We start from the raw sequence: 24155 nt of genomic DNA, 5'->3' as shown, positions 1-24155 counted from the left end.
TCACCGAGACCGCGGTACCACCCTGCGTTGCCGGGCATCCGGTGGATGCGACGACCTCTCTCACTGCGGCGATGACGGGCCTGCCCCGCTCGGTTCTAATGGGCGCGAACGCCGTTCTTCCGAGTGCTCCCCGGTGATGGCCGGATCGATACGTGTACCGCGATCCTACCGCGCCGACGAGGCGGGGCGCGCGCGGCGGGCGGAACCTGCCGGAGGGAGGCCATCTGCCGGAGAAAGGCCGATCCCAATGTTCCGGCGAGACGAGTGGCATCGTGGATACGCGGTCGAGGCCGCATCCGCCTGCGTCGACGGGGCTTTCGACGAGCTCCCGGTCGAGAGGGGAATCGGCGACCGGCGGACGCCCGCGCAGATCAGTCGCGCGGCGTCAGCAGACCGAGCCGGTCGAATGCGTTCCAGACGCCGTCGTCGAGCACGTCGGTCGTGACCCGGTCGGCGAGAGCACGGATCTCGGGATCGGCGTTGCCCATCGCGACGCTCACCCCGCAGACCTGGAACATCTCGACGTCGTTCCAGCTGTCGCCGATGCCGATCGCGTCGGACGCATCCATGCCGAGGTGATCCAGCACGACCGCGATCGCGGACCCCTTCGTCACCCCGGCCGCGCCGATCTCGCCGTTCGAGCCGCCCTGCTGCGGCATGCTGCCCGGGATCACGTCGAACGCGTCGCCGAGATCTGCGCGCAGGCGCTCGATCGTGTCATCGGCGGTGCTCACGAAGACGGCACGGGCGATCGTCGCGAGATCGGCGTCGGCCACGTCGAGCAGGTCGCGCGGCGGCGCGGTGGTCTCGTCCTCGCTGCCGCCGTCGCGGTCCCGGGCACGGCGCTCCTCCCGGAAGCCCACGATGAAGCGGCGCATCTCCGCATTCGCGAAGACCTCGGCGTTGGACTGCAGGAAGTAGAGGATCCTGTGGGCGCTGAAGTACTCGACGAGCCTGCGGGTGCGGTGCTCCCCCATCGGTCGGGCCAGCACGGTCTCGGAGCGCACCGTCGCGTAGGCTCCGGCGCTCGTCACCGCGCCGTCGAAGCCGATCTCGCGCACGCTCGGCGCGATGTCGCCGGCGGAACGGCCCGTGCTCAGATAGACGAGGTGTCCCACCTGTCGTGCACGGCGGATCGCGGCAATCGTGGAGTCCGCGATCCGGGCTCCTTCATGGGTGATGGTCCCGTCGATGTCGAGAAAGGCGATGCGGCGCCGCGATGAGGTCACGGTGTCCATTCTCGCTGCCCGAGTAGACTCGGGACAGCACTCACACACTCAGGCACGCTCACACAGTGCCGCACATATCGAGGAGATCCCGCATGGCCATTCCCGACAAGCCCGCCCTCGAAGGCCTCGAAGCGAAGTGGGACAGCACCTGGGCGGAGCGCGGAACATACCTCTTCGACCGGGATGCGGCGGGAGCGTCCGGTCGCGCGGGCGTCTACTCGATCGACACTCCCCCGCCCACCGCCTCGGGCTCGCTGCACATCGGTCACGTCTTCTCGTTCACGCACACCGATCTGAAGGCCCGCTTCGAGCGGATGCGGGGCAAGACCGTCTTCTACCCGATGGGCTGGGACGACAACGGCCTGCCGACCGAACGCCGCGTGCAGAACTACTACGGTGTGCGCTGCGACCCGTCGCTGCCGTACGAGCCCGACTTCACGCCGCCGTTCGAGGGCGGCGACAACAAGTCGAGCCGCGCGGCCGACCAGATCCCCATCAGCCGCCGCAACTTCATCGAGCTGTGCGAGAAGCTGACGATCGAGGACGAGAAGCAGTTCGAGGAGCTCTTCCGCAAGCTCGGACTCAGCGTCGACTGGACGCAGACGTACCGCACGATCTCCGAGGACACCATCCGGGTGAGCCAGCTCGCGTTCCTGCGTAACCTCGAGCGCGGCGAGGCCTACCAGGCTCTCGCACCGACCCTGTGGGACATCGACTTCCGCTCCGCCATCGCCCAGGCCGAGCTCGAGGACCGCGACCAGCCGAGCGCCTACCACCGGCTCGCGTTCCACAAGAGCGACGGGAGCGGCGACGTGCACATCGAGACCACGCGTCCTGAGTTGCTCGCCGCGTGCGTCGCCCTCGTCGCGCACCCCGAGGACGAGCGCTACCGACCGCTGTTCGGCTCGACGGTGCGCACGCCGCTGTTCGACGTGGAGGTGCCGATCCTCGCGCACCCGCTCGCGCAGCCCCACAAGGGCTCCGGCATCGCCATGATCTGTACGTTCGGCGACGTCACCGACATCGTCTGGTGGCGTGAGCTCGACCTGCCGAACCGCACGATCATCGGCCAGGACGGACGGATCGTCGCCGCGGCGCCCGACGTCATCGTGTCGGATGCGGCACGCACCGCCTATGCGGAGCTCGCCGGCAAGACGGTCTTCAGCGCGAAGAAGCGCGTGGTGGAGCTGCTGCAGGAGACCGGCGAGCTGATCGAGGTGTCGAAGCCGTTCACCCACGCGGTGAAGTTCTTCGAGAAGGGCGACCGTCCGCTCGAGATCGTCTCTACCCGTCAGTGGTATCTGCGAAACGGCGCCCGCGACGCGGCGCTGCGCGACAAGCTCATCGCACTCGGCCAGGAGATCGACTGGCACCCGGACTTCATGCGCGTGCGCTTCGAGAACTGGACCAACGGCCTCACCGGCGACTGGCTCGTGTCGCGGCAGCGGTTCTTCGGCGTGCCGATCCCGGTCTGGTACACGCTCGACGAGAACGGCGACCGCGACTACGGCCGGGTGCTCGTGCCCGATCTCGGTCAGCTGCCGGTCGACCCGACCACCGACGTGCCCCCCGGGTATGACGAGGACCAGCGCGGCGTGCCCGGCGGCTTCGACGCGGAGCGCGACATCTTCGACACCTGGGCGACCTCCTCGCTCACCCCGCAGCTGGCCGGCGGCTGGCAGCGCGACGACGAGCTGTGGGACCTCGTGGCTCCCTTCGACCTGCGTCCCCAGGGGCAGGACATCATCCGCACCTGGCTGTTCTCGACCCTCCTGCGCAGCGCCCTCGAGGACGACCGGACGCCGTGGACGGATGCGGCCATCTCCGGCTTCATCGTCGACCCCGACCGCAAGAAGATGTCGAAGTCGAAGGGCAACGTCGTGACCCCGGCGGCGATCCTCGACCAGCACGGCTCGGATGCGGTGCGCTACTGGGCGGCCTCCAGCCGCCTCGGCACGGATGCCGCGTTCGATCCGCAGAACCCGACGCAGATCAAGATCGGACGCCGCCTCGCGATCAAGGTGCTGAACGCCGCGAAGTTCGTGCTGTCGTTCCCGGTGCCCGAGGGCGCCACGATCACGCACGCGCTCGACGCCTCGATGCTGGCGACCCTCGACGGCGTCGTGCGCGACGCGACCAGGGCGTTCGATCAGTACGACCACGCGCGGGCGCTCGAGATCGTGGAGGCGTTCTTCTGGACGTTCTGCGACGACTACCTCGAGCTCGTCAAGGAGCGCGCGTACGATCAGGCCGACAGCGGCCAGGCGTCGGCGGCACTGGCCCTGCGCATCGCGCTCGAGACTCTTCTGCGTCTGTTCGCGCCGGTGATCGCCTTCGCGACCGAAGAGGCCTGGTCGTGGTTCCATGAGGACTCGATCCACACCGCGGCGTGGCCCGAGCCCCTCGGCATCGAGGGCGACCCGGTCGTGCTCACAGCGGTGAGCGAGGCGCTGATCGGCATCCGTCGCGCCAAGACCGAGGCGAAGGTCTCGCAGAAGACGGCCGTCGCCCGGCTCGTGCTGGGTGCCCCCGCCGGGCTCGCCGACGCGCTCGCCTCGGCAGACGGCGACCTCAAGGCCGTGGGCCGGGTCGCGGAGCTCTCGTTCATCGAGGCGGACACGGTCGCCGTGCTCGGCATCGACTTCGCCCCTCAGGAGGCCTGACATGCAGCTCGGAACCCGCTGGACCGCCCGTTCCACCCCGCCTGCCGCCGTGCCGGCCGAGCTGCGCGCCGGCATCTCCGGCGTCGAGGAGGCACTGCCGGCGGATCAGCTCGGCCAGCCCACTCCCCGGTGGACCCTCACCTGGCTCGAGGGCCGGCCGATCGCGGAGCTCGACACGGGGGTCATCGTGTCGCTGAACCACGACGGCGCGGCGATCGTGCGCCACGATCCGGACGACGAGTTCGGCTGACCGCGACGAGATTCACGTGCAAGGGTCAGCCGGTGCCCGTCTCGCGCATCCAGCGGTGCGGCGCCCGCGCCTCGGCCGGCGACAGACCGTCGGTGTCCCGCAGCGGCACCCGCGTCAGCCACGGCCGGCGAATCAGCATCCTTTCATAGGGCGCCTACGCTGGGATGATGACGGACGCCGACAATCCCCTGCTGGACGGGCGGGGATCGCTGCCCTACGACCTGCCCGACTACCGTCGGATCCGGTCCGAGCACTACCTGCCCGCCTTCGAGCGCGCGTTCGCCGCACATCGCGCCGAGATCGAGACGATCACGACGGATGCGGACGCGCCGACGTTCGAGAACACCCTTGACGCGATCGAGCGCAGCGGAGAGCTGCTCGACCGTGTCTCCCGCACGTTCTACACGGTGTCGTCGGCCGATGCGACGCCCGAGATCCAGGAGATCGAAGAGACGCTCGCGCCGCTGATGTCGGCGCACCACGACGCGGTTCAGCTCGACAGCCGCCTGTTCGCACGGGTCGCCGAGGTGCACGGACAGCTCGACGCGCTCGGACTCGAGCCGGAGCGGCGCTACCTCGTCGAACGTCACTTCCGGGAGATGTCGCACGCCGGCGCCGGGCTCGACGACGAGCAGAAGGCGCGCCTGACCGATCTCAACCGGCGACTGTCGACGCTCACGACGACATTCGAGAAGAATCTCCTCGCCGACACGAACGATCTCGCGGTCGTCTTCGACGACCCATCGGAGCTCGACGGGCTCACCGACGGCGAGCTCTCCGCCACGGCGCAGGCGGCGCACGACCGAGGTGTCGAGGGCGGGCATCTGGTCACGCTGACGCTGTTCACCGGACACCCCTATCTGTCGTCCCTCACGAACAGGTCGAGTCGGGAGCGGATCCTCACCGCCTCGAGGTCGCGCGCATCGCGGGGAGACGCGCACGACAACCGCGCCGTCCTCCGCGAGATCGTCCGGCTCCGCGCCGAACGCGCGGCGCTTCTCGGCTACGGCTCGCACGCCGCGTACGTGACGGCGGATCAGACCGCCGGATCGCCCGAGGCAGTACGCGAACTGCTCCACCGGCTGGCGGTGCCCGCGGCACGAAACGCCGGGCATGAACGCGCCGCGCTGCAGCGGATCATCGACGCCGAGCCGGAGCCCTTCCCGCTGGCCGCCCACGACTGGGCGTTCTACACCGAGAAGGTGCGTGCTGCGGAGTACGACCTCGACCGCGCCGCACTGCGTCCGTGGTTCGAGGCCGAGCGCGTGCTGCAGGACGGCGTCTTCCGGGCGGCCACCGAGCTCTACGGCGTCACGTTCACCGAACGGCACGATCTGACGGCCTACCACCCGGACGCACGGATCTTCGAGGTGTTCGAGGCCGACGGCTCGGCGCTCGGGCTCTACATCCTGGACCTCTACACGCGCGACACGAAACGCGGCGGCGCGTGGATGAACTCGATCGTCTCCCAGTCGCGCGTTCGCGGGACCGCGCCCGTCGTCGTGAACAACCTCAATGTCTCCCGGCCGGGGGCGGGTCTGCCGACCCTCCTGACCCTCGACGAGGTCACGACTCTCTTCCACGAGTTCGGACACGCACTGCACGGATTGTTCGCCACCGTCACCTACCCGCACTTCGCCGGCACCGCGGTGTTCCGCGATTTCGTCGAGTTCCCGAGCCAGGTCAACGAGATGTGGATCACCTGGCCCGAGATCCTCACGCGCTACGCGCGCCACGTCGACACCGACGAGCCGCTGCCGGCCGACGTGGTCGCGAAGCTCGCCGCATCCGAGAGCTTCAATCAGGGGTTCGAGACCAGCGAGTATCTCGCGGCGTCCTGGCTCGACCAGGCGTGGCACGCGCTCGGTGCGGATGCGGCTGCTGCCGACATCGACGTCGCGGCCTTCGAGGCGGCAGCTCTGGCCGACATCGGTCTCGACGACCCGGTCATGCCGACACGATACTCGTCGACGTACTTCGCGCACGTCTTCTCCGGCGGCTACAGCGCGGCCTACTACTCGTACATCTGGAGCGAGGTGCTGGACGCCGACGCCGTGGAGTGGTTCCGGGAGAACGGCGGGCTCACCAGGGAGAACGGCGAGCGGTTCCGTCAGCGGCTGCTCGGGGCCGGCGGGTCCAAGGACCCGCTCGAAGCGTACCGCGACTTCCGCGGCCGGGATGCCGACGTCACGCCGCTCTTGCACCGTCGCGGCCTCGAGACCTGACCGGCGCGTCACGCGGAAGGGCGCGCGCACGTCATCATGCGAGAAGCGGGCGCACCTCGTAGCGTAGACGGGCGAACTGACCGACGGCCTTCGCCTCGGTGAGCACGAGGCGATCCGACTCGATGCGGCGAGGCAGCAGCGGCGCGCCACCGGTCAGAGCCACAGGCGCGATAGAGATGGCGAGTTCGTCGAGCGCACCCGCATCCAGGAACTGACCGGCCAGGTCTCCGCCGCCGACCACCCAGATGTCGCCCGTGCCGGCCGCTTCGCGGATGCGCGGCAGGACGGCGGCGACATCGCCGGAGACGAAACGCACGTCGGCGCCCGTGGGCACCGGCAACCGGCGGGAGGTGAACACGAAGACCGGCCGGTCGCCGTAGAACACACGCCACTTCTCGGGATGTACGAGGAGATCGGATTCGTCCAGCAGCCACTCATACGTCGTCGAGCCCTCGACCAGTACCGTGGCCGATGGAGGCAGCAGCTCGGCATCGGGGCTCTCACCGCCCGGTACGGCGAAGAGCCAGGTCAGGGAGTTGTTCTCGTCGGCGATCCAGCCGTTGATCGAGGTCGCAGTGTCGAAGACGATCCGGGTCATGGCACGAGGCTAGAGCAAGGCTCCGACACGCCCGCTCGACACATGTCGCGACGTCCGCGGACGCACCGCCGCCGCACGAGCCAGACCGCGCGGCCGTGGTCGCGACCCATCAGCAGCGCGGCTCAGCGCCAGTCGAGCATCTCGCGCACGACCGCCTGCGATGCCGGTGATCCGTCGTTCTTGATGCTCCGAATGGTCTCGCGGGAGACGAGCACGTCGGTTCGGGCGAACTCCTCGTCGAGCGCCGCCAATGCTTGTCGCATCAACGGGTTCGTGTCCTTCTGGTCCGATCCGCCGATCGTCGATACGTGCGGATAGATCACCCGTTCCGTGCCGTCGCTCGTCGTGCGTGCGTGCGCACGCCACGATGAGCGTGGGCGTCGCGCCGCGCCAGAAGCGCCGGAGGAACTCGAGACCCGTGCCGTCTGCCAGATACTCGACGATGCCGCGCTTCCACGAGCGTCGGACCTCACCCAGGCGCAGGTCCTGCGCGAGCCATTCGGACCTGGCATCCCGCAGTTTCCGCGGGAACGTGTCGTCACCGGCTGCGAATCCGGCGGATCGAAGGTGCCCAACGGCCGTCCGTAGCGCAGCCGTGGGATGGAGGCGCACGAACAAGCGCACGCTTCCAGGTGTGAAACCGTTCCACCGTACGAGGACGATACGCATGTCGGCGCCGTCGCCTCGGGAGGTCATCCTTCTCCGTCCGGACGAGGTGTCTTCTCCCCGTGCTGTCATGGGCTCAGATGCTCCACGCTCTGCCGACGGCATCGTCCGCGTCACGATAGGCCGTCGATGCGGTGCGCGTGACTTCCGCCGCCACGTGCGCGATGCTGGGCGAAGTCGACGTCTATCGTCTCCCCGTTCGTCCGATTCAGCGCTGTCGCTGTGTGGGCTCAGACGCGAAGGTCAGGCGGACTTGCGCTTCTGCCGGAGCACCAGCGTGGGCGCCGCGCCGTCTTCGACGGCGGCACGGGTCACGACCACCTTCGCGACGTCCTCGCTCGAGGGGATCTCGAACATGATCGGCCCCAGGACGTCCTCGAGGATCGCACGGAGACCGCGCGCACCGGTCTTGCGCGACACGGCGAGCTCGGCGATGGCCTCGAGAGCATCGCGCTCGAAGTCGAGCTCGACGTCATCGAGCTCGAACATGCGCTGATACTGCTTGACGAGCGCGTTCTTCGGCTCGGTGAGGATCTCCATGAGCGCCTCGCGGTCGAGCGGCGACACGGCCGCGATGACGGGGAGCCGTCCGATGAACTCGGGGATGAGGCCGAACTTGTGCAGGTCTTCGGGGAGCACCTCGCCGAAGAGGTCGGGGCCTTCGTCCTTGCGCTGCAGCGGTGCGCCGAACCCGACGCCGTGCTTGCCGACGCGGGCGGAGATGATCTCCTCCAGCCCGGCGAACGCGCCCGCGACGATGAACAGCACGTTCGTCGTGTCGATCTGGATGAACTCCTGATGCGGGTGCTTGCGGCCGCCCTGGGGCGGCACCGATGCGACGGTGCCCTCGAGGATCTTCAGCAGCGCCTGCTGCACGCCCTCGCCCGAGACGTCACGGGTGATCGAGGGGTTCTCGGCCTTGCGGGCGATCTTGTCGACCTCGTCGATATAGATGATGCCGGTCTCGGCGCGCTTCGTGTCGAAGTCGGCGGCCTGAAGGAGCTTCAGGAGGATGTTCTCCACGTCCTCACCGACGTACCCGGCCTCGGTCAGCGCCGTGGCATCGGCGACGGCGAACGGCACGTTCAGTCGCTTCGCGAGCGTCTGTGCCAGGTAGGTCTTGCCGCATCCGGTCGGACCGAGCATCAGGATGTTGCTCTTCGCGATCTCGATCTCATCGGCGCGCTGCTCGGCGGAGATGATCGTCGACTGCGCCCGGACGCGCTTGTAGTGGTTGTACACCGCGACGGACAGGGCACGCTTGGCCTGCTCCTGACCGACGACGTAGTCCTCGAGGAATGCGAAGATCTCGCGCGGCTTCGGGAGGTCGAACTCAGCGACCTCGCCGGAGGTCTGCTCCGCCATGCGCTCTTCGATGATCTCGTTGCACAGCTCGACGCACTCGTCGCAGATGTAGACCCCCGGGCCCGCGATGAGCTGCTGCACCTGCTTCTGGCTCTTTCCACAGAAAGAGCATTTGAACAGGTCGGCGCTCTCACCGATGCGTGCCATGATGCCTCTCTTCCCCCGGATGCGTCCGCTCTCCCCCGAGCCTAACCTCTGCCTCCGACAACGGGGTGCATTGGGCCGCACGTCGTGGGCCTCGCGGGGTCCCCTGCTCTTCGCCGGAGCACGACGACGCCCCGGCTGTGGAGACCGGGGCGTCGTCTGACATGTCGTGCGCTCTCAGGAGGTGAGCGCCGGGGGCGTGCGCTTGCGCGTGGTCAGCACCTGATCGACCAGACCGTAGGCCACCGCATCAGCGGCGGACAGGATCTTGTCGCGGTCGATGTCCTTGTTGACCTCTTCGGGCGTCTTGTTCGAGTGCTTCGACAGCGTCTGCTCGAGCCAGGTGCGCATCCGCAGGATCTCCGCCGCCTGGATCTCGATGTCGGAGGCCTGGCCGTGACCGGCCTCACCCATCGCCGGCTGGTGGATGAGGATGCGGGCGTTCGGCAGCGCGAGACGCTTGCCGGGGGCGCCTGCGGCCAGCAGCACGGATGCCGCGGACGCCGCCTGGCCCAGCACGACGGTCTGGATCTGCGGCGACACGTACTGCATGGTGTCGTAGATCGCGGTCATCGCGGTGAAGGATCCGCCGGGCGAGTTGATGTACATGATGATGTCGCGGTCGGGGTCCTGGGACTCGAGCACGAGCAGCTGCGCCATCACGTCGTCGGCCGAGGCGTCGTCGACCTGCACGCCCAGAAAGATGACGCGGTCCTCGAACAGCTTGTTGTAGGGGTCCTGGCGCTTGTAGCCGTAGGCGGTGCGCTCCTCGAACTGCGGCAGCACATACCGGCTCGAGGGCATCTGCAGCCCCTGGGGGGCGCCGAAGGTGGGGGTGTTCATTCGGGTTCTCTCTTTCGCCTTCGGGAGCCTAGTTGTCGGTCGCGGTTCCGCCGCCGCCGATGACGTCGGTCGCGGACTCGCGGATGTGGTCGACGAAGCCGTACTCGAGCGCCTCGTCGGCGGTGAACCAGCGGTCGCGGTCGCCGTCCTCGTTGATCTGCTCGACCGACTTGCCGGTCTGCGCCGCGGTGATCTCGGCGAGGCGGTTCTTCATCGAGATGATGAGCTGCGCCTGCGTCTGGATGTCGCTGGAGGTTCCGCCGAAGCCGCCGTGCGGCTGGTGCAGCAGCACGCGCGCGTTGGGGGTGATGTAGCGCTTGCCCTTGGTCCCGGCGGTCAGCAGCAGCTGCCCCATCGACGCGGCCATACCGATGCCGACGGTGACGATGTCGTTCGGCACGAACTGCATCGTGTCGTAGATCGCCATGCCGGCGGTGATCGATCCGCCCGGCGAGTTGATGTAGAGGTAGATGTCCTTCTGCGAGTCCTCGGCCGCGAGCAGCAGGATCTTGGCGCAGATCTCATTGGCGTTCTCGTCGCGCACCTCGGATCCGAGCCAGATGATGCGGTCCTTCAGCAGTCTGTCGAAGACGCTGGTCGCCATAAGGGGTTCGGCCATGTTCACTCCTGATTCCGTGGTCTTGGCTTTGAATCTACCGGCGAGGTTCGGGACCCTCGCCGATGTTCGCCGTCGGCATACGCTGCGGCGCATGCACGAGTTCGGCCGCGTATCCGGCGACCGATCGGGTGTAGCGAGCGAGGTGTGGAGCGAGGGCGTCGAGCGCGACGGCGAGGGCTCTCCGGTCATCGCCCGACGAGCTGAGCGCGAGGGCGTAGAACGCGGCCACGGCATCCCGCATCCCGTCCCGGTCTCGCCTGTCGTACTCCGCGGCGAGCAGTGCCAGGCTCTCCTCGGCCTTGCCGAGGTTGCGGATGGTGCTCGCGAGCTGGATGACGGCCTGCGTGCGGTGGCTGTCGTCGAGTCCCATGGCCAGGGTCTGCCGATAGAGGGGTTCCGCCTCTGCCTCGCGGCCGGCCGAGTCGTACGCGCCGGCACGTTCGAACAGCGCCCGCGCGTCCTCTGCCGGACGCTCCGCGGCCAGTGCCTCGATGGCATCGATGCGAGCCTGATCGTCCAGGGCATCGTCGGCCCACACCGCGTCGATCCGGGCGTCCCAGTCATCGGTCATGGTCGTCGCGTCCTCTCGCAGAAAGACGGAACGGGCGGATGCCGCAGCATCCGCCCGTTCCGTGACGTCGGGTCCGATTACTCGGCGTCCGCCTTCTTGGCCGGAGCCTTCTTGGCGGCCGGTTTCTTGGCGGGAGCCTTGTTGGCCGGGGCCTTCTTCTCGGACCCCTTCTCGGCGGGCGCCTCTTCTGCGTCCGCCGCAGCGTCGGCGATCTCCTGCGCCTCCTCGACGACGTCCTCTTCGGAGGCGGGCTCGTCCTCGACCGCGACGAAACCGCTCAGGTCGACGGCCTTGCCGTTCTCGTCGACGACGGTGACGCGGCCGAGCGCGATCGCGAGAGCCTTGTTACGGGCGACCTCGCCGATCATGGCGGGCAGCTGGTTGCCCTCCTGCAGCGCGTTCACGAAGTCCTGCGGGGCCATGCCGTACTGAGCGGACGACTGGATGAGGTACTGCGTGAGCTCGTCCTGCGAGACCTGGACGGCTGCATCCTCGGCGATCTTGTCGAGGAGGATCTGCGTGCGGAACTGCTTCTCGCTGGCCTCGGTGACCTCGGCGCGGTGCACGTCGTCCTCGAGGCGGCCTTCGCCGTCGAGGTGGTTGTGCACCTCGTCCTCGATGACCTTCGGCGGCACGGGGATGTCGGCTTTCTCGAGGAGCAGCTCGACGAGCTTGTCGCGCGCCGCGGCCCCCTGGGTGAAGGTCGACTGCTGGGCGACGCGCTCCGACAGGCTCTCGCGCAGCTCGGCGATCGTGTCGAACTCGCTGGCCATCTGCGCGAAGTCGTCGTCGGCGTCGGGGAGCTCGCGCTCCTTGACGGCCTTGACGTTGACCGCGACCTCGGCCTCCTCGCCGGCGTGGTCGCCGCCGACCAGCTTCGAGCGGAAGGTGGTCTCCTCGCCCGCGGTGAGCGAGTCGATGGCCTCGTCGATGCCCTCGAGCAGCTCGCCGGAGCCGACCTCGTAGGACACGCCCTCGGCGCGGTCGATCTCGGTGCCGTCGATGGCGGCCACGAGGTCGAGCTCCACGAAGTCGCCGGTCGCGGCCGGGCGATCGACCGTGACGAGCGTGCCGAAGCGCGCCCGCAGGCTCTCGAGCTCTGCGTCGATCGCGGCCTCGTCGGTCCCGACGGCGTCGACCGTGATGGTCAGGCCCTCGTAGGCGGGCAGCTCGAACTCGGGGCGCACGTCGACCTCGACGGTGACCTTCAGATCACCCGAGAAGTCGGAGAGCTCGGGGAGCTCGACGACCTCGGCCTCGGGGCGACCGAGAACGCGGATCTCGTTCTCCTGCACCGCGGCGCGGTAGAAGCCGTCGAGGCCGTCGTTGACGGCGTGCTCGATGACGGCGCCGCGGCCGATGCGCTGGTCGATGATGGGCGCCGGAACCTTGCCCTTGCGGAAGCCGGGGATCTGCACGTCACGAGCGATGTGCTCGTAGGCGTGGGCGATGTTGGGCTTGAGTTCCTCGGGCGAGACCGTGATGTGGAGCTTGACCCGGGTGGGGCTCAGCTGCTCGACGGTGCTGGTGACCATGCCTGTTGTTCTCCTCTGGTTCCCGCGACAGCGCGCGGTGGCTGAAGGCCGGGGGTCTCTGGGGACCGATACGTCGGGGCGACAGGATTTGAACCTGCGACCTCCCGCTCCCAAAGCGGGCGCTCTACCAAACTGAGCTACGCCCCGGGCAAGCGGGCACGCGAACGTGCACCGGAATCGGCCCCCGCAAGTCTAGCCGACCCCGCCCCGCCGTCAGGACGTCGTACGGAACTCGGCTACACTGACGGATGCCGCAGTTCGCACTGCCTCGGGGATGTAGCTCAATGGTAGAGCCTCAGTCTTCCAAACTGATGGTGCGGGTTCGATTCCCGTCATCCCCTCCACAAGAGAGCATCGCCTCCGCAAGAGAGAAGGTCCGGCTCGTCCGGGCCCTTTTTCGTGTGGAGGGCGGAGCCCTTCGCCTACGACGTGGAGACGCGGGCGAGCCAGTCCGCCACCAGCGCCTGGGCCACCGCAGACCGGTCGAGGTGGACGTTGTGTCCGGCGGCGTCGAGCGCGGCGAACGTCGCGCGAGGGTAGTGCTCCATCCGCGCCCAGGCGTCGTGGTAACCGACCACCGGGTCCTGGCGCCCCGTGATGAACAGCGCCGGCTGTGTGAACGGTGCGGGCGAGGCGTCCTCGGGCTCGACGGCAAGCGCGTAGCGCTCGGAGATGCGCTCCGCCGCTGTCGGGTCGGCCGAAGCGAGTCCCGGATGCGCGTGCTCGAGGAATGCTCGTGCGTTCTCCCGGCTCTGGATCACCGCCATCTCCGCGTACTGGGGTGCGATCTCCCCGAGCTCGTCCAGCACGGATGGATCCTCCACCAGCACGGTTCGATCGGGCAGAGTCCTGTCCGCATGGTTCGCGATGAACACGCCCGCGATAGTGGCGAGACCGAGCATTCGATGCCGGAAATCATGGGCCACCCGTCGGGCGATCATCCCGCCGAACGAGTTTCCGAGAACCGCGAACGGCTCGTCGCCGACCCGGTCGCGTAGCTCTGTCTCCACCGCGACCACGACGTCCTCCGCGCTGGCCACCTCGCCCGCAGGGCTGCCCCCATGCCCCGGAAGATCGATGTACAGCCGCCGCCACCCCCCGGCGCTCTGGACGGCCGCGTCCAGCGGAAGCAGCAGCCGATGGTCGACTCCGAACCCGTGGAACAGAACCAACGGCGTGCCCGACCCGCGTTCGACGACGTGCATACCCGCGACCGTACCCGCACGCACCGACATCCCGTCCCGACCTCGCGCGGGCGACGAGACGAAGCCGTCGACGCCGGCGGGGCGGACTCCCACCGTGCGAGATGTCACGCTGACGATCCCCGGGGCATGCCGCGACATCCGTCTCGATAGACTCGGGCTCGCAGCTTTCGACGGCGGGAGGACCGCGAGTGGCATCCAGAGTCAGGCAGGACGGGCAGATCGAGCAGCCCGAGGTCATCGTGCCCCCGGTGCTCTATCTGCCCATCGTCGACAACCCCGACAGCGAAGGCCAGATGGCCGTGGTTCGGAGACTGGCCGACGGTCGACGCGGTCTCCTCGCCTACACGGCACTCGATCGTCTCGCCGACAAGTGCGGCCCCGATCAGCCGTGGATGCTGCTGATGACATCCGAACTCGGCCGGATCAAGGCAGGCCAGCCGTTCGACGTCGTCGCGTTCGATCTCGAGATACCGCGGAGCGAGCGCGCGGGCGGGAGGCTTGCATGAACGATCCGATCTACATGGACCGAGACAACATGCAGCGGCGGATGGGCGAGGTCGTCGATCGTGTGGACCAGCTCGATGAGGCCCTCACCGATATGCCGCCGGCGGCGGACGCCGGCGCGGCATCGGCTCTCATCGGCTTCATCGCGGCGGCCGGCGCCGAGGCGGCCAACGAGTACGGCGGCGCCGTGCGCCTGATCGGCGCGATCACCGACGACGTCATGCAGGACACGTTCGCCACCGAAGATCAGATCGCTGATGAGCTCTCCAGCCTCGAGGCGGAGCTGGAGGGCTGATGTCGATCGAGGTGCGGATGCCCGGCTCGCCCGCCGGCGTGCGAGCCGTCGCCGATTGGCTCGATTCGGTGAAGAGCCGGATGTCGGATGTCGACGTCGAACTTGCATACATCTGGGGCGACTCGAGCTACTACTGGACGGGCGAAGCCGGCCAGGCATGGCGCGACACGGTCGGCAAAGTGCGCAACCGCGCGAAGAGCGCGCCGGGGTTCATCACCGATGCCGTCGAGGTCTTCCGCGCCTACGCGAATCGCCTCGAGCGCGCCCAGGAGGACTACGCCACCCTCCTCTTCCAGGCGGGCGAGGTCGGACTGAGCGTGATCGGGTCGACGGTCTTCCCCCCGACGACCAGTCTGAGCTACTGCCCCGCACCCGGTGCCCCCGAGGAAGACCTCGCGGAGTACGAGAGCTACCTCGACAAGATCGCCAGCTACAACGATCTGGGCACTCAGGTCGGCACGATCATGGGTGAGCTGGACGCCTGGATCGGTGAGAACATCGTCCCTCTGGTCGCGCGCGTCGAGGAACTGCAGCAGCTCTCCGGCACCGTCGATGCATTGGTCGGGAACGGCAACGACACCGTCGCGGGAGCCGTCCTGGACGGATACGAGAGCTTCCTCGATCAGCGTCTCGGGGACTGGCGGAAGGAGCACGACACGCTCCAGGATGCCGCGGAGACCTTCCGGAACCAGTTGCGGTCGGGCAACCCGGCCGTCCGCGCGGCCGCCGAGGCCGCCGACCCTCGCGCGATGCGGCAAGGCGTCGAAGCGCTGGCCGAACAGATCGGGCGCGTCTCGAAGTTCGCGAAGGTGATCCCCGTGGCCGGCGCCGTGATCGACATCGTGTCGATCGCCTCCGACGTGGCAGCAGGAGGATCTCTCACTTCAGGGCTCGCCGAGCTGGGCGGCGGCATCGCCGGTGGCGCAGCCGGTGGCGCAGCCGCAGGCGGCATCGCCGCCGCTCTGGGCAGCAACCCCGTCGGGTGGGTCGTGGGCGGCGTCATCGTGGGCGGCGTGGCGGTCGGGGCGGGTTCGCGGTGGTTGTGGGAGGCGGCAGTGCCCTTGGACGCCCGAGAGAGCATCGATGACTACTTCACCGGCGGCACGCCGCGGCTGGAGGGCTACTCGCCCCCGTCGCCGCGGATGCGGCGGGTGCCGTCGGGAGGTTGAGCGCATGACCCTGCAGCGGATGTCACCCCGCGTAGAGCCGGTGGGCGAAGCATCAGTCCCGGTGTTCCCGAACGGGCGCAGTCCTCGCCCACTGGCGTGGCTCGTGATCGCGTTCGCACTCCTGCCCGCGTCCCTCGCGTTCGTCGACGACCGGGTCGGGTTCCGGCTGGTGATGGGCGCGTTGGCGCTGACGATCCTCACGGTCGGCGTCGGACTGCACGTGATGCTCGGCGCCGTCGAGCCGCGGGTCGTCAGCATCGATGCAGCTGCGCGTGCCCTGCGCTTCGCTCCGTCGGCCGCGGCCACGGCTCCCACGCTCGTCATGGCGTTCGCTCTGCTGCTCCCGGCGCTCGCGCAGCTCGTGGTCGACGTGGCGGCACTGCCGACGATGCCGGCGTCGTTTCTCCTGTCCCGCGGCCCGTACGCGTTGGGAGCGCTCGGCGTGGTGATCCTCGCCGTGCGGTTGTGGCAGACGCGCGTGCCCGCCGGGCTGGAGCTGTCGCCCGAGGGCCTGCGCGGCATCCGGGGCCGGGCACGTGTCGAGTGGCGGTGGGAGGATCTTGCCGAGGCGGGCGTCGTCGCCGGCCCGGCGGCCAAGCTGTCGCTCGTGTCGCGGGGCGGGACCGGGAGTCCCGTTCTCGCTCCGGCGATCGCGCTCGGCTCGGACCCGAACCAGGTCGCCGCGATCGTGCGCTACTATCTCGAGCGCCCCGCCGAGCGCACCGTGCTCGCCGACGGCGGGATCGCCGCGGTGCGCCGCGTCGAGGACGCACTGCGCGAACGCACGACATAGAGGCCGATCTCGCCCGATGTCGGAGCCCCCTTCCAAGATTAGAACATGTCTTCGAAAAGGATCGCGGGGTTCACCGAGGCGCAGAGCGCCGCGGTCGCCGCGGCCCTCGACGACCTTGCGGCGGCCGAGGGCGCGATAGCCGCCGCGCAGGTCGCACGGGTGCGGGCGATGGCCCGACTCGACGACGTGGCCGCCCAGGTGGCCGCCGGCCACCCCGCCGCCGCACGGGAACGCGACATGAGCTCGCGCGCGATCGCGGCGGAGGTCGGCTGCGCACTCCGGATCTCGGATCGCACGGCGCAACGCCAGATGAGCGAGGCGGCAGTGCTCGTCACCGACTACGCCGCAACTCTTCAGGCCTGGGGCGACGCCCGCATCAACCGCAGCCATGTTCTCGCGATCGTCGACGCCGGCACCCCGCTCCCGTCCGAGGCACGTGGCGAGTTCGAGGCCGCCGCACTCGCGATCTGCGCGAAGGAGACGTCCGGGCGCGCGCGCCGGGGGCTCGAGATGCTCGCCGAGCGCGTGCATCCTCGCACGCTGACCGAACGGCACCACGCGGCGCGGGAGACGCGCGCCGTCCGGATCATGCCTCTCGGCGACGGCATGTCCGACGTGATCGCCACGCTTCCGAACGTCCTCGCCGACGGCATCTACGACCGGCTCACCCAACAGGCTCAGGCGCTCAAAGATGTGCGCTCGGGGGCCGTCCAAGAGCTCGTCGACGATCAGGAGCGCGTCGATGAGACCGGCACAGGAGCATCGGCGACGAGTGCCGACGTCGAACGAGCGGCAGCACGGGCCGCGATCGCCTCCGATCGGCGCACGATGGACCAGCTCCGCGCCGACGTGTTCGCCGACATCCTCCTCACCGGCGCACCGGAGGCCGACCCGACCGTCACCGGCGACGGCCCGGGCACTCTCGGCGTCATCCGCGCGACCGTGCAGGTCACCGTCTCCGCCCTCACCCTTCTCGGCCACGACGCAGAACCGGCCGATCTGGCCGGACGCTCCCCCATCGACGCCGACACCGCCCGTCGGCTCGCGGGTTCATCCTGCACCGGCTGGGACCGCATCCTCACCCACCCGGTCACCGACGCCGTGCTCGCCGTCGATCGGTACCGCCCCAGCGAGGATCTCAAACGTCATCTCCGTGCCCGAGATCAGCACTGTCGATTCCCCGGATGCCGCATGTCCTCCGTCCGCTGCGACCTCGATCACACGGTCGATGCCGCCCATGGCGGTGCCACCGCCAGCTCCAATCTCGCCTGCCTCTGCCGACGACATCATGTGCTCAAGCACGCCACGACCTGGTCCGTCCGCCAACTCGCAGACGGAGTCCTGGAGTGGACGTCGCCCCTCGGTCACGTCTACCTCGACGATCCCCCGTGCCCGGTCGTGCGATTCCTCCCCGATCACGAACCTCCGCCCTTCTGAACACCGCGCACGATCGTGCTGCACCCACGGCGCGCCGCAGCGCCACACCCTCTTCTCGACGGGGTCGCCCATGCGGCTCCTTCGTGGTCGCCGTTGCGGTCGTCTCGATACCGTTCGCCCTCGGCACGCCGCCCGAGACCGATGCGATCATGGGCGACCCTGTCGGCTGGTGGGCGAAAGAGCCACAGTTGTTCCTCCGGCTCCTCCCGGGGGTGGTGCTCGTGGGGGCGTTGTACGCAGCGCCGCTTCTTCTCTGGATCCGGTTCCGGACGAACACAGCGACGGCGTTTCTCATGTCGCTGCCCGTCGGCGCCCTGCCCGCGATGGTGCTCGCCCTGATTCGCCCTCTGCCGGCGCCAGGTTCGGCGGCTCTTCGTCCCGCATTCGCGCACGAGAGACGCGGACGAGCCTCGGTCGGCGCGAGTCCTCACGCGTCGACTCGCTGCGCTCGCTCAGCGACCGGACGTCACCCCGGCTGCGCGCCGCCGTGCGCGGCGGAGTGGGCGAGGTAGGTCTCGGCGTTGTGCACCAGGCCCGCGCGTTCCTCCGCGGTGAGCTCCCGCCGGACCTTCGCCGGCACACCGGCGACCAGCGAGCCGTCCGGGATCTCGGCGTCCTCCAGCACGACCGCTCCCCCGCCCACGAGACACCCCGCGCCGATCCGGGCGCCGTTCAGAACGACCGCACCCATCCCGATCAACGAGCCGTCGCCGATCGTGCAGCCGTGCACCACGGCGTTGTGCCCGACCGAGACGTCCTCACCGATCACCACCGGCGAGCCCGCGTCGACGTGGACGCTGACGTTGTCCTGCAGGTTGCTGCGCGCGCCGATCGTGATCGTGTCGCCGTCCGCGCGCAGAACCGCGTTGTACCAGACGCTCGACCGATCGCCGAGCGAGACCGCGCCGATGATGCGCGCTCCGGCCGCGACGAACGCCGTCGGCTCGATGTGCGGGCGCGCGTCGCCGAGCCCGAGGACAGAGGCACCGTCGGAAACCGTCATGCCGTCGACCCTACCGGCGCCGCCCCACGGGCCGGCAGCGCCCCGCGCCGGATCAGCCGGCTGCCGCCAGCGCTTCGCGGATGGCACCCGCGTACTGCGGCGCCAGCGTGTCGGCGAAGGTCACCGTCAGGTGGTCCTGGTCGCGGTACACGTTCGCGCCGCCCACGACCGGGAAACAGGTCGTCTCGTCGCAGTAGACGTCGGTGAAGTCGAGCAGCGTGACCCCCGACTGTCCCTCTGCCGCCCCTCGCAGCGGATCGTCCGCGACCAGCACGTCCGACCGTGCGCCGTCGCACGCGGCGGCGTCGCGCGTGCGCAGGCACTTGTTGGGGTCGGTCTCCCAGACGGGATTGTCGACGACCGTCACGACGGGGATCCCGGCATCCGTCATCGTCGACCAGGCCGCGCGGTACCCGGCGACCGCCGCGTCGTACGAGGAGTCGTAGCCCGCCGACGAATAGGGGGTCGTGGCGAGCGCCGACGTGAACAGCACGTCGGGTGCACTCTCGGCCAGCTCGGCCGAGACGGCCTCGCGCCACTGCGTGCAGGCGTCACCGAAGGCCCCCGAGGTCGACAACGGCGTCGGGTTCCACGGGCACGCACCCTTGAAGTAGGTCACCAGGCGCCAGCCGTTCTCCTCGGCGATCCGCTCGAACGTCGACACCAGCTGGAACGCGTGACTGTCGCCCACGAGGGCGACCGTCGGCGCGTCGGCGGCCTCCGAGCCGAACTCGCACGACACCGGCCGGGCGTCGTTGAGCTGCACGAAGCACTGCTCGTCGACCGGCTTGTCGGCGCCCGCGAAGCCAGGGCTCGGCAGGATCGTGTCCGCCGGCTCCTGGTCCGCGCACGCCTCGTCGAGCACCGCCGCCGCGCCGAAGCACGCCGGCGGATCCACGCGGAGCTCCGCCAGCTGGCGCACGCCCTCCTGGTAGGCCGGGGCGTTCATCGCCCACGCACCGCCCGCGGTGCCGGCCACGAGCAGCATCGCGCCGAGCGACGCCCAGAGCGTCACCTTCGCCGGGCGCCGCGTCAGCACGCGCCACCCCCGCGCCGGATCCTCGACGAGCCTCTTCGTCAGCCAGGCGAGCACGAAGCAGATGACCAGGAGGGCGACGCGGTGGTAGATCGTCAGCCCCCAGAACGGCACGGAGGGGGCGATCACGATCAGCGGCCAGTGCCACAGGTACAGCGAGTACGAGATGTCGCCGGTGAACCGCATCGGCCGGATCGACAGGACGCGGGTCGGATACCACCACCGGTCGCTGTTCGACGCGGCGATCACCGCGGCGGCGCCGAGCGCCGGCAGCAGCGCGGTGTACCCGGGGAACGGCGTCGAGGCGTCGAAGCGGAACCCGGTGTAGACCAGCGCGATGATCCCGGCCCAGCCGAGCACGAAGCTGCCCATCGCATGGCGGATGCGAAGAGCGGGCACCAGCGCGATGATCGCACCGAGGCCGAACTCCCACATCCGCGTGAAGGTCACGAAGTACGCGGGCGCCGGGTCGGTCGCGGTGAAGACGATGCAGAAGACGAGCGAGGCGACGCTGACGAGACCGAGCATGACGAGGATGGCGCGCAGCCGCCGCCCCCGGAAGAACCGCACGCCGATCCATGCCGCGAGAAGCATGAGCAGCGGCCAGAGGACATAGAACTGCTCCTCCAGCGACAGCGACCAGTAGTGCTGCACCATCGACGGATCGCCCGCGTGGTTCAGGTAGTCGGCGGAGGTGAAGGCGAGATACCAGTTCTCGACGTAGAACGTGGAGGCGATGATCTCGCTGATCTCCCGCTGCAGCCCGGAGACCGGCATCAGGTACGGCGAGGCGGCGACCAGGGCGCACACGAGCAGGACGAGGAGCGAGGCGGGGAGCAGACGCCGGGCTCGACGGGCCCAGAACTGCCCGAGCCGGACCGTTCCGGTGGCCGTCAGCTCACGGGCGAGGTGGCCGGTGATCAGGAAGCCGGAGATCACGAAGAAGATGTCGACGCCCACGTACCCGCCGGGAAGGCGCCCGGGCCAGAAGTGATAGAGCACGACCAGCAGCACGGCGATCGCGCGAAGCCCCTGCACGTGCGGGAGGAACCGCGACGGCTCCGCGTGCTCGGGCGACCGGTCGGTCCGCTGGCGCCGCACCGTTCGCCCCGGTTCGTCCAACCCCGGGGGGACCGCCTCGTGATCTGCCGCTGCCACCCCTCGACGCTAGCCGCTCCCGACCGGGTTTCCGCGCTGCGACGCGACCGACCCGTCCGCTCAGAACCTGATAAGCACAGCCTCAACTTGCTTGCGGAATTCTGTCACGTCGCTAGCGTTGAACCCGCAGAGGCGAACTGCAGAAAGACGGAGGCATCATCATGTCGAAGAACCAGACCATCCCGGCAACCGCTGCGGACCCCACGGTCGCCGCGGGCGCCGCTCAGTTCCTGACCCCCGTGACCCTGGGACTCCAGGCCCTTGCCGTCAACGGCAAGCAGGCGCACTGGAACGTGCGCGGCTCGAACTTCATCGCTATCCACGAGCTGCTGGACACGGTCGTCGACCACGCCCGCGAGTACGCGGACCTCGCCGCGGAGCGCATCGTCGCCCTCGGCCTGCCGGTCGACGCGCGTCTGAGCACCGTGGCCGCGAAGAGCAAGCCGTCCACCGTTCCCGCAGGGTTCACCCCGTGGGAGGAGATCATCCGCCACGTGGTGGCCGACATCGACGCCGTGATCGTCGATGTGCAGGCAGCCATCGACGGCCTGGACGAGATCGACCTCACGAGCCAGGACCTCGTGATCGGCGTGCGTGCCGGCCTCGAGAAGGACCGTTGGTTTCTCTCGGCGCACCTCGCCGAGTAGTCCGCGTCCCCCGCGAAGAGGCCCCGCCGATCCTGCGTTCGGCGGGGCCTCTTCGCATCGTCAGGCGTCGTGGGTGACCCTGCCCGCGAGGAGCGTCGCGCGCACCTCCATGCCACGAAGCTCCCGATCCCCCGCGATCCGCGGATCGGTCGCGCAGAGTGCGAGGTCCGCGGGAGCGCCGACGGCGATGGCGGACGGATGCAGCGATCCGCCGCGGGTCGACGCGGCCAGCGCGACCGAGAAGGGCACCGTCTCCTCGGGGTGCCACGGCGCACGATCGTCACGCGAGCGGAAGACCGCGGCGGCGATCGCCGCCCACGGGTCCAGAGGCGCCACCGGCGCATCCGACCCGAGGAGCAGATTCGCCCCCGCGTCGGCGAGCGAGCGCAGCGGATAGGGCGTCGCCGTCTGTCCCGCCCAGATCGTGTCGGTCAGGTCGCGGTCGTCGAGCGCGTGCTCGGGCTGCACGCTCGCGCCCACGCCGAGACGGGCGAAGCGGGGCATGTCGGTGCGCGACAGCAGTTGTGCATGCTCGATCGTGCCCCACGCCCCCGACGTCGCGAACGCGTCGAGGGCATGGCGTCCGGCCTCGTCGCCGATCGCGTGGACGGCGCAGGCGATGCCGGCCCCGGCCGCCGCGGTCATCAGCCGCGCGAGCTCGACGGGCGGCACCGCGAGCACGCCGCGGTCGTCCGGGTCGTGCGGGTACGGGTGCGAGCAGGCCGCGGTGCGCGTGCCGAGGGACCCGTCCGTGATGACCTTGAGCGGACCGACCCGCACGAGATCCGACGCGGATCCCCGCAGACGCTCTCCCGTGCGCAGTCCCTCGGCGATCGCGCGGTCGAGGTGCTCGGGATAGATCCCGAACTCGATGCGCAGGGCGTCGAAGCCGGCGTGCGCCCGGCGCTGCCACGACTCCTCGTTCCAGAGCAGGTCGAGGTCGACCAGGCCCACCACGCCCCGCGCCGCAGCCGCAGCCGCCATGGCCGCGACACGGGCGTCCGCATCCGCCGGCGACACGGTGTTCAACCGCCGGCAGACCTCGAACGCGGGCTCCTCCCGCAGCATGCCGTCGACGGCCGCGAACCCCTCCTTGGCCTGCGCCGCGGAGTTCAGCCAGACGCTGTGCAGATCGGCGTTGACCAGATACGCAGGGATGCCGCCGGTCGCCGCGTCGAGCACGTCGAGCCGGGGCGCGTCGGGCCAGAGAGCGTCCCGGATCCCGACGCCGATCCGGCGACCGTCGCCGAGCACGGGCGCGTGGGCCATGCACCCGGCCGCCTCCGCGGCGGAGCCGGTGTCGCCGAGCGCGACCCGCTCCGCAGTCAGCGCCCACTGCGTCACATGGACGTGGTGGTCCCACAGACCCGGCACGAGGAACGCCCCGTCGGCGTCGAGCACCGCACGCGGCAGCCGGAGCGCACCGGACGGCGCGATGTCGGCGATGCGTCCGTCCGCGATGACGATGTCGTAGAGGCCGTCGTCGGGAAGGAGCTCCGCGCCAGGCCCGGCGACGCGCACGCGGGCGATCGCGGCGACGGTCTCGCCGATCACGACCCGCTCCGCGCCGCCCGGGCGCGTGCCATCTCGTCGGCGAGCACCGGGTTCGCGTGGGGTCCCTCCGCCCGCAGCATGTCGACGATGTGGTCGACGGTCTCCGCCGGCCGGTTCTGGCTGAGCTTGCGTTTGGCCACGACCCGCGTCGGGGTCAGCCGGAACCCGACCGTCCCCTTCTCCAGCCGCTCCACGAACGCCTCGTCGTTCGGTGCGTGCCACATCCCCCGCGGATGCGGCATGCCGCGCTCGAAGCGATCCACCAGCCGGTCGAGGACCGCCAGGTTCTCCGCCGTCTCCAGGATCTCGGGCACGCCGCCGAGATGCGCCGAGACGAAGTTCCAGGTGGGGACGGCGGGGACGTCGCCGTACCAGTCCGGCGAGATGTATCCGTGCGGCCCCTGCACCACCACGAGCAGCTCGCGCTCGCCGAGGCCGTGGATCAGGTCGTCGGGCTTGCCGACGTGCCCGACGATGGACAGGTCGTCGCGGTCCTCGTCGAGCAGCACCGCGTAGTGCGAGGCGACGAGCCCCGTCTCGGTCTGGCTCACCAGGGTGACCCAGGGGTTCCGGTCGATGAGCCGGCGAATCTCCCCGACGTCCGTCATCGCGAAGCTGGGATTCTGTCTCATGGCTCCCCCACGCT

General features: G+C 69.5%; 22 protein-coding genes and 2 tRNA genes. 10 read left to right on the top strand and 14 right to left on the bottom strand.

Going from position 1 to position 24155, the window contains the following annotated elements; translation table 11 throughout:
* Window positions 1-371: 371 nt before the first annotated feature.
* The gene (locus tag GVL03_RS05635) at window positions 372-1238 is read right to left on the bottom strand and encodes a Cof-type HAD-IIB family hydrolase (RefSeq protein WP_159500011.1); all 867 of its coding nucleotides are present in this window, start codon (window positions 1236-1238) and stop codon (window positions 372-374) included.
* An 83-nt stretch (window positions 1239-1321) separates the two neighbouring features.
* On the opposite strand from GVL03_RS05635, the gene valS reads away from it, so the two are divergent.
* The 3 genes from valS (at window position 1322) to GVL03_RS05620 (ending at window position 6367) form a co-directional block, all read left to right on the top strand.
* Window positions 1322-3892: a valine--tRNA ligase gene (valS, locus tag GVL03_RS05630; RefSeq protein WP_159500010.1), complete on the top strand. Its 2571-nt coding sequence runs from the start codon at window positions 1322-1324 to the stop codon at window positions 3890-3892.
* A gap of 1 nt (window position 3893) precedes the next feature.
* Window positions 3894-4142 carry a hypothetical protein gene (locus GVL03_RS05625; protein ID WP_159500009.1) on the top strand — a complete coding sequence of 83 codons (249 nt, stop codon included), beginning with the start codon at window positions 3894-3896 and terminating at the stop codon, window positions 4140-4142.
* A gap of 167 nt (window positions 4143-4309) precedes the next feature.
* The gene (locus GVL03_RS05620) at window positions 4310-6367 is read left to right on the top strand and encodes a M3 family metallopeptidase (RefSeq protein WP_159500008.1); all 2058 of its coding nucleotides are present in this window, start codon (window positions 4310-4312) and stop codon (window positions 6365-6367) included.
* Between the two features lie 34 nt (window positions 6368-6401).
* Here GVL03_RS05620 and GVL03_RS05615 read toward each other — a convergent pair whose 3' ends face one another.
* The 8 genes from GVL03_RS05615 to GVL03_RS05580 all read right to left on the bottom strand — a co-directional run bounded on the left by GVL03_RS05615 (window position 6402) and on the right by GVL03_RS05580 (window position 12855).
* Complete coding sequence (locus tag GVL03_RS05615; protein WP_159500007.1) at window positions 6402-6965, bottom strand: dihydrofolate reductase family protein; 564 nt, start codon at window positions 6963-6965, stop codon at window positions 6402-6404.
* A gap of 122 nt (window positions 6966-7087) precedes the next feature.
* Window positions 7088-7288, bottom strand: coding sequence for a hypothetical protein (locus GVL03_RS05610; protein ID WP_159500006.1), 201 nt, complete (start codon window positions 7286-7288; stop codon window positions 7088-7090).
* A gap of 586 nt (window positions 7289-7874) precedes the next feature.
* Window positions 7875-9143, bottom strand: coding sequence for an ATP-dependent Clp protease ATP-binding subunit ClpX (gene clpX / locus GVL03_RS05605; RefSeq protein ID WP_159500005.1), 1269 nt, complete (start codon window positions 9141-9143; stop codon window positions 7875-7877).
* Between the two features lie 174 nt (window positions 9144-9317).
* Window positions 9318-9983, bottom strand: coding sequence for an ATP-dependent Clp protease proteolytic subunit (locus GVL03_RS05600; protein ID WP_159500004.1), 666 nt, complete (start codon window positions 9981-9983; stop codon window positions 9318-9320).
* Between the two features lie 28 nt (window positions 9984-10011).
* Window positions 10012-10602 carry an ATP-dependent Clp protease proteolytic subunit gene (locus GVL03_RS05595; protein WP_159500003.1) on the bottom strand — a complete coding sequence of 197 codons (591 nt, stop codon included), beginning with the start codon at window positions 10600-10602 and terminating at the stop codon, window positions 10012-10014.
* A gap of 34 nt (window positions 10603-10636) precedes the next feature.
* Window positions 10637-11173 (bottom strand): tetratricopeptide repeat protein, encoded by a 537-nt coding sequence (locus GVL03_RS05590; RefSeq protein WP_159500002.1) that lies wholly within the window; start codon window positions 11171-11173, stop codon window positions 10637-10639.
* A gap of 77 nt (window positions 11174-11250) precedes the next feature.
* Window positions 11251-12708, bottom strand: a complete 1458-nt coding sequence (gene tig, locus GVL03_RS05585; protein WP_159500001.1) for a trigger factor — start codon at window positions 12706-12708, stop codon at window positions 11251-11253.
* Window positions 12709-12781: 73 nt separating this feature from the next.
* A tRNA-Pro gene (locus tag GVL03_RS05580) sits at window positions 12782-12855 on the bottom strand.
* 123 nt (window positions 12856-12978) lie between these two features.
* Between GVL03_RS05580 and GVL03_RS05575 the strand changes: the two genes are divergently transcribed.
* Window positions 12979-13052, top strand: a tRNA-Gly gene (locus GVL03_RS05575).
* A gap of 78 nt (window positions 13053-13130) precedes the next feature.
* Here GVL03_RS05575 and GVL03_RS05570 read toward each other — a convergent pair.
* A complete protein-coding gene (locus GVL03_RS05570) occupies window positions 13131-14021 on the bottom strand; it encodes an alpha/beta fold hydrolase (RefSeq protein WP_235038033.1) in 891 nt (296 codons plus the stop codon).
* Between the two features lie 80 nt (window positions 14022-14101).
* Between GVL03_RS05570 and GVL03_RS05565 the strand changes: the two genes are divergently transcribed.
* From GVL03_RS05565 to GVL03_RS05545, 5 genes are read left to right on the top strand one after another with little or no spacing between them, the layout of a single operon-like run.
* A complete protein-coding gene (locus GVL03_RS05565; RefSeq protein WP_235038032.1) occupies window positions 14102-14419 on the top strand; it encodes an SAV_915 family protein in 318 nt (105 codons plus the stop codon).
* Window positions 14416-14712 (top strand): hypothetical protein, encoded by a 297-nt coding sequence (locus GVL03_RS05560; RefSeq protein WP_159500000.1) that lies wholly within the window; start codon window positions 14416-14418, stop codon window positions 14710-14712. The genes GVL03_RS05565 and GVL03_RS05560 overlap by 4 nt, the downstream gene beginning before the upstream one ends.
* Window positions 14712-15881: a hypothetical protein gene (locus GVL03_RS05555; protein WP_159499999.1), complete on the top strand. Its 1170-nt coding sequence runs from the start codon at window positions 14712-14714 to the stop codon at window positions 15879-15881. Before GVL03_RS05560 ends, GVL03_RS05555 begins: the two co-directional genes overlap by 1 nt.
* Window positions 15882-15885: 4 nt before the next feature.
* A complete protein-coding gene (locus tag GVL03_RS05550; protein ID WP_159499998.1) occupies window positions 15886-16674 on the top strand; it encodes a hypothetical protein in 789 nt (262 codons plus the stop codon).
* 45 nt (window positions 16675-16719) lie between these two features.
* The gene (locus GVL03_RS05545; RefSeq protein ID WP_159499997.1) at window positions 16720-18111 is read left to right on the top strand and encodes an HNH endonuclease signature motif containing protein; all 1392 of its coding nucleotides are present in this window, start codon (window positions 16720-16722) and stop codon (window positions 18109-18111) included.
* Between the two features lie 466 nt (window positions 18112-18577).
* Here GVL03_RS05545 and GVL03_RS05540 read toward each other — a convergent pair whose 3' ends face one another.
* Entirely contained in the window at window positions 18578-19114 is a 537-nt protein-coding gene (locus GVL03_RS05540; RefSeq protein WP_159499996.1) for a gamma carbonic anhydrase family protein, read from the bottom strand.
* A gap of 52 nt (window positions 19115-19166) precedes the next feature.
* The gene (locus GVL03_RS05535; protein WP_159499995.1) at window positions 19167-21308 is read right to left on the bottom strand and encodes an acyltransferase family protein; all 2142 of its coding nucleotides are present in this window, start codon (window positions 21306-21308) and stop codon (window positions 19167-19169) included.
* Between the two features lie 161 nt (window positions 21309-21469).
* Here GVL03_RS05535 and GVL03_RS05530 point away from each other — a divergent pair, with 161 nt between their 5' ends.
* Window positions 21470-21955 (top strand): Dps family protein, encoded by a 486-nt coding sequence (locus GVL03_RS05530; protein ID WP_159499994.1) that lies wholly within the window; start codon window positions 21470-21472, stop codon window positions 21953-21955.
* Window positions 21956-22015: 60 nt separating this feature from the next.
* Here GVL03_RS05530 and GVL03_RS05525 read toward each other — a convergent pair whose 3' ends face one another.
* A complete protein-coding gene (locus tag GVL03_RS05525) occupies window positions 22016-23509 on the bottom strand; it encodes an amidohydrolase (protein WP_159499993.1) in 1494 nt (497 codons plus the stop codon).
* Window positions 23506-24141 carry an FMN-binding negative transcriptional regulator gene (locus GVL03_RS05520; protein WP_159499992.1) on the bottom strand — a complete coding sequence of 212 codons (636 nt, stop codon included), beginning with the start codon at window positions 24139-24141 and terminating at the stop codon, window positions 23506-23508. The genes GVL03_RS05525 and GVL03_RS05520 overlap by 4 nt, the downstream gene beginning before the upstream one ends.
* Window positions 24142-24155: the final 14 nt, after the last annotated feature.

Origin of the sequence: Microbacterium sp. 18062 (assembly GCF_902706225.1) — a bacterium.
In the GTDB taxonomy this organism is placed as follows: Bacteria; Actinomycetota; Actinomycetes; order Actinomycetales; family Microbacteriaceae; genus Microbacterium.
The sequence above is the reverse complement of the archived record's forward strand: the minus strand, read 5'-3'. Positions and strand labels throughout refer to the sequence as shown.

Coding starts and splice junctions, on each gene's coding strand:
- GVL03_RS05615 (WP_159500007.1), bottom strand. CDS start 6,965: ATGACCCGGATCGTCTTCGACACTGCGACCTCGATCAACGGCTGGATC.
- GVL03_RS05595 (WP_159500003.1), bottom strand. CDS start 10,602: ATGGCCGAACCCCTTATGGCGACCAGCGTCTTCGACAGACTGCTGAAG.
- GVL03_RS05625 (WP_159500009.1), top strand. CDS start 3,894: ATGCAGCTCGGAACCCGCTGGACCGCCCGTTCCACCCCGCCTGCCGCC.
- GVL03_RS05620 (WP_159500008.1), top strand. CDS start 4,310: ATGACGGACGCCGACAATCCCCTGCTGGACGGGCGGGGATCGCTGCCC.
- GVL03_RS05545 (WP_159499997.1), top strand. CDS start 16,720: ATGTCTTCGAAAAGGATCGCGGGGTTCACCGAGGCGCAGAGCGCCGCG.
- clpX (WP_159500005.1), bottom strand. CDS start 9,143: ATGGCACGCATCGGTGAGAGCGCCGACCTGTTCAAATGCTCTTTCTGT.
- valS (WP_159500010.1), top strand. CDS start 1,322: ATGGCCATTCCCGACAAGCCCGCCCTCGAAGGCCTCGAAGCGAAGTGG.
- GVL03_RS05560 (WP_159500000.1), top strand. CDS start 14,416: ATGAACGATCCGATCTACATGGACCGAGACAACATGCAGCGGCGGATG.
- tig (WP_159500001.1), bottom strand. CDS start 12,708: ATGGTCACCAGCACCGTCGAGCAGCTGAGCCCCACCCGGGTCAAGCTC.
- GVL03_RS05540 (WP_159499996.1), bottom strand. CDS start 19,114: ATGACGGTTTCCGACGGTGCCTCTGTCCTCGGGCTCGGCGACGCGCGC.
- GVL03_RS05555 (WP_159499999.1), top strand. CDS start 14,712: ATGTCGATCGAGGTGCGGATGCCCGGCTCGCCCGCCGGCGTGCGAGCC.
- GVL03_RS05550 (WP_159499998.1), top strand. CDS start 15,886: ATGACCCTGCAGCGGATGTCACCCCGCGTAGAGCCGGTGGGCGAAGCA.
- GVL03_RS05635 (WP_159500011.1), bottom strand. CDS start 1,238: ATGGACACCGTGACCTCATCGCGGCGCCGCATCGCCTTTCTCGACATC.
- GVL03_RS05520 (WP_159499992.1), bottom strand. CDS start 24,141: ATGAGACAGAATCCCAGCTTCGCGATGACGGACGTCGGGGAGATTCGC.
- GVL03_RS05590 (WP_159500002.1), bottom strand. CDS start 11,173: ATGACCGATGACTGGGACGCCCGGATCGACGCGGTGTGGGCCGACGAT.
- GVL03_RS05530 (WP_159499994.1), top strand. CDS start 21,470: ATGTCGAAGAACCAGACCATCCCGGCAACCGCTGCGGACCCCACGGTC.
- GVL03_RS05600 (WP_159500004.1), bottom strand. CDS start 9,983: ATGAACACCCCCACCTTCGGCGCCCCCCAGGGGCTGCAGATGCCCTCG.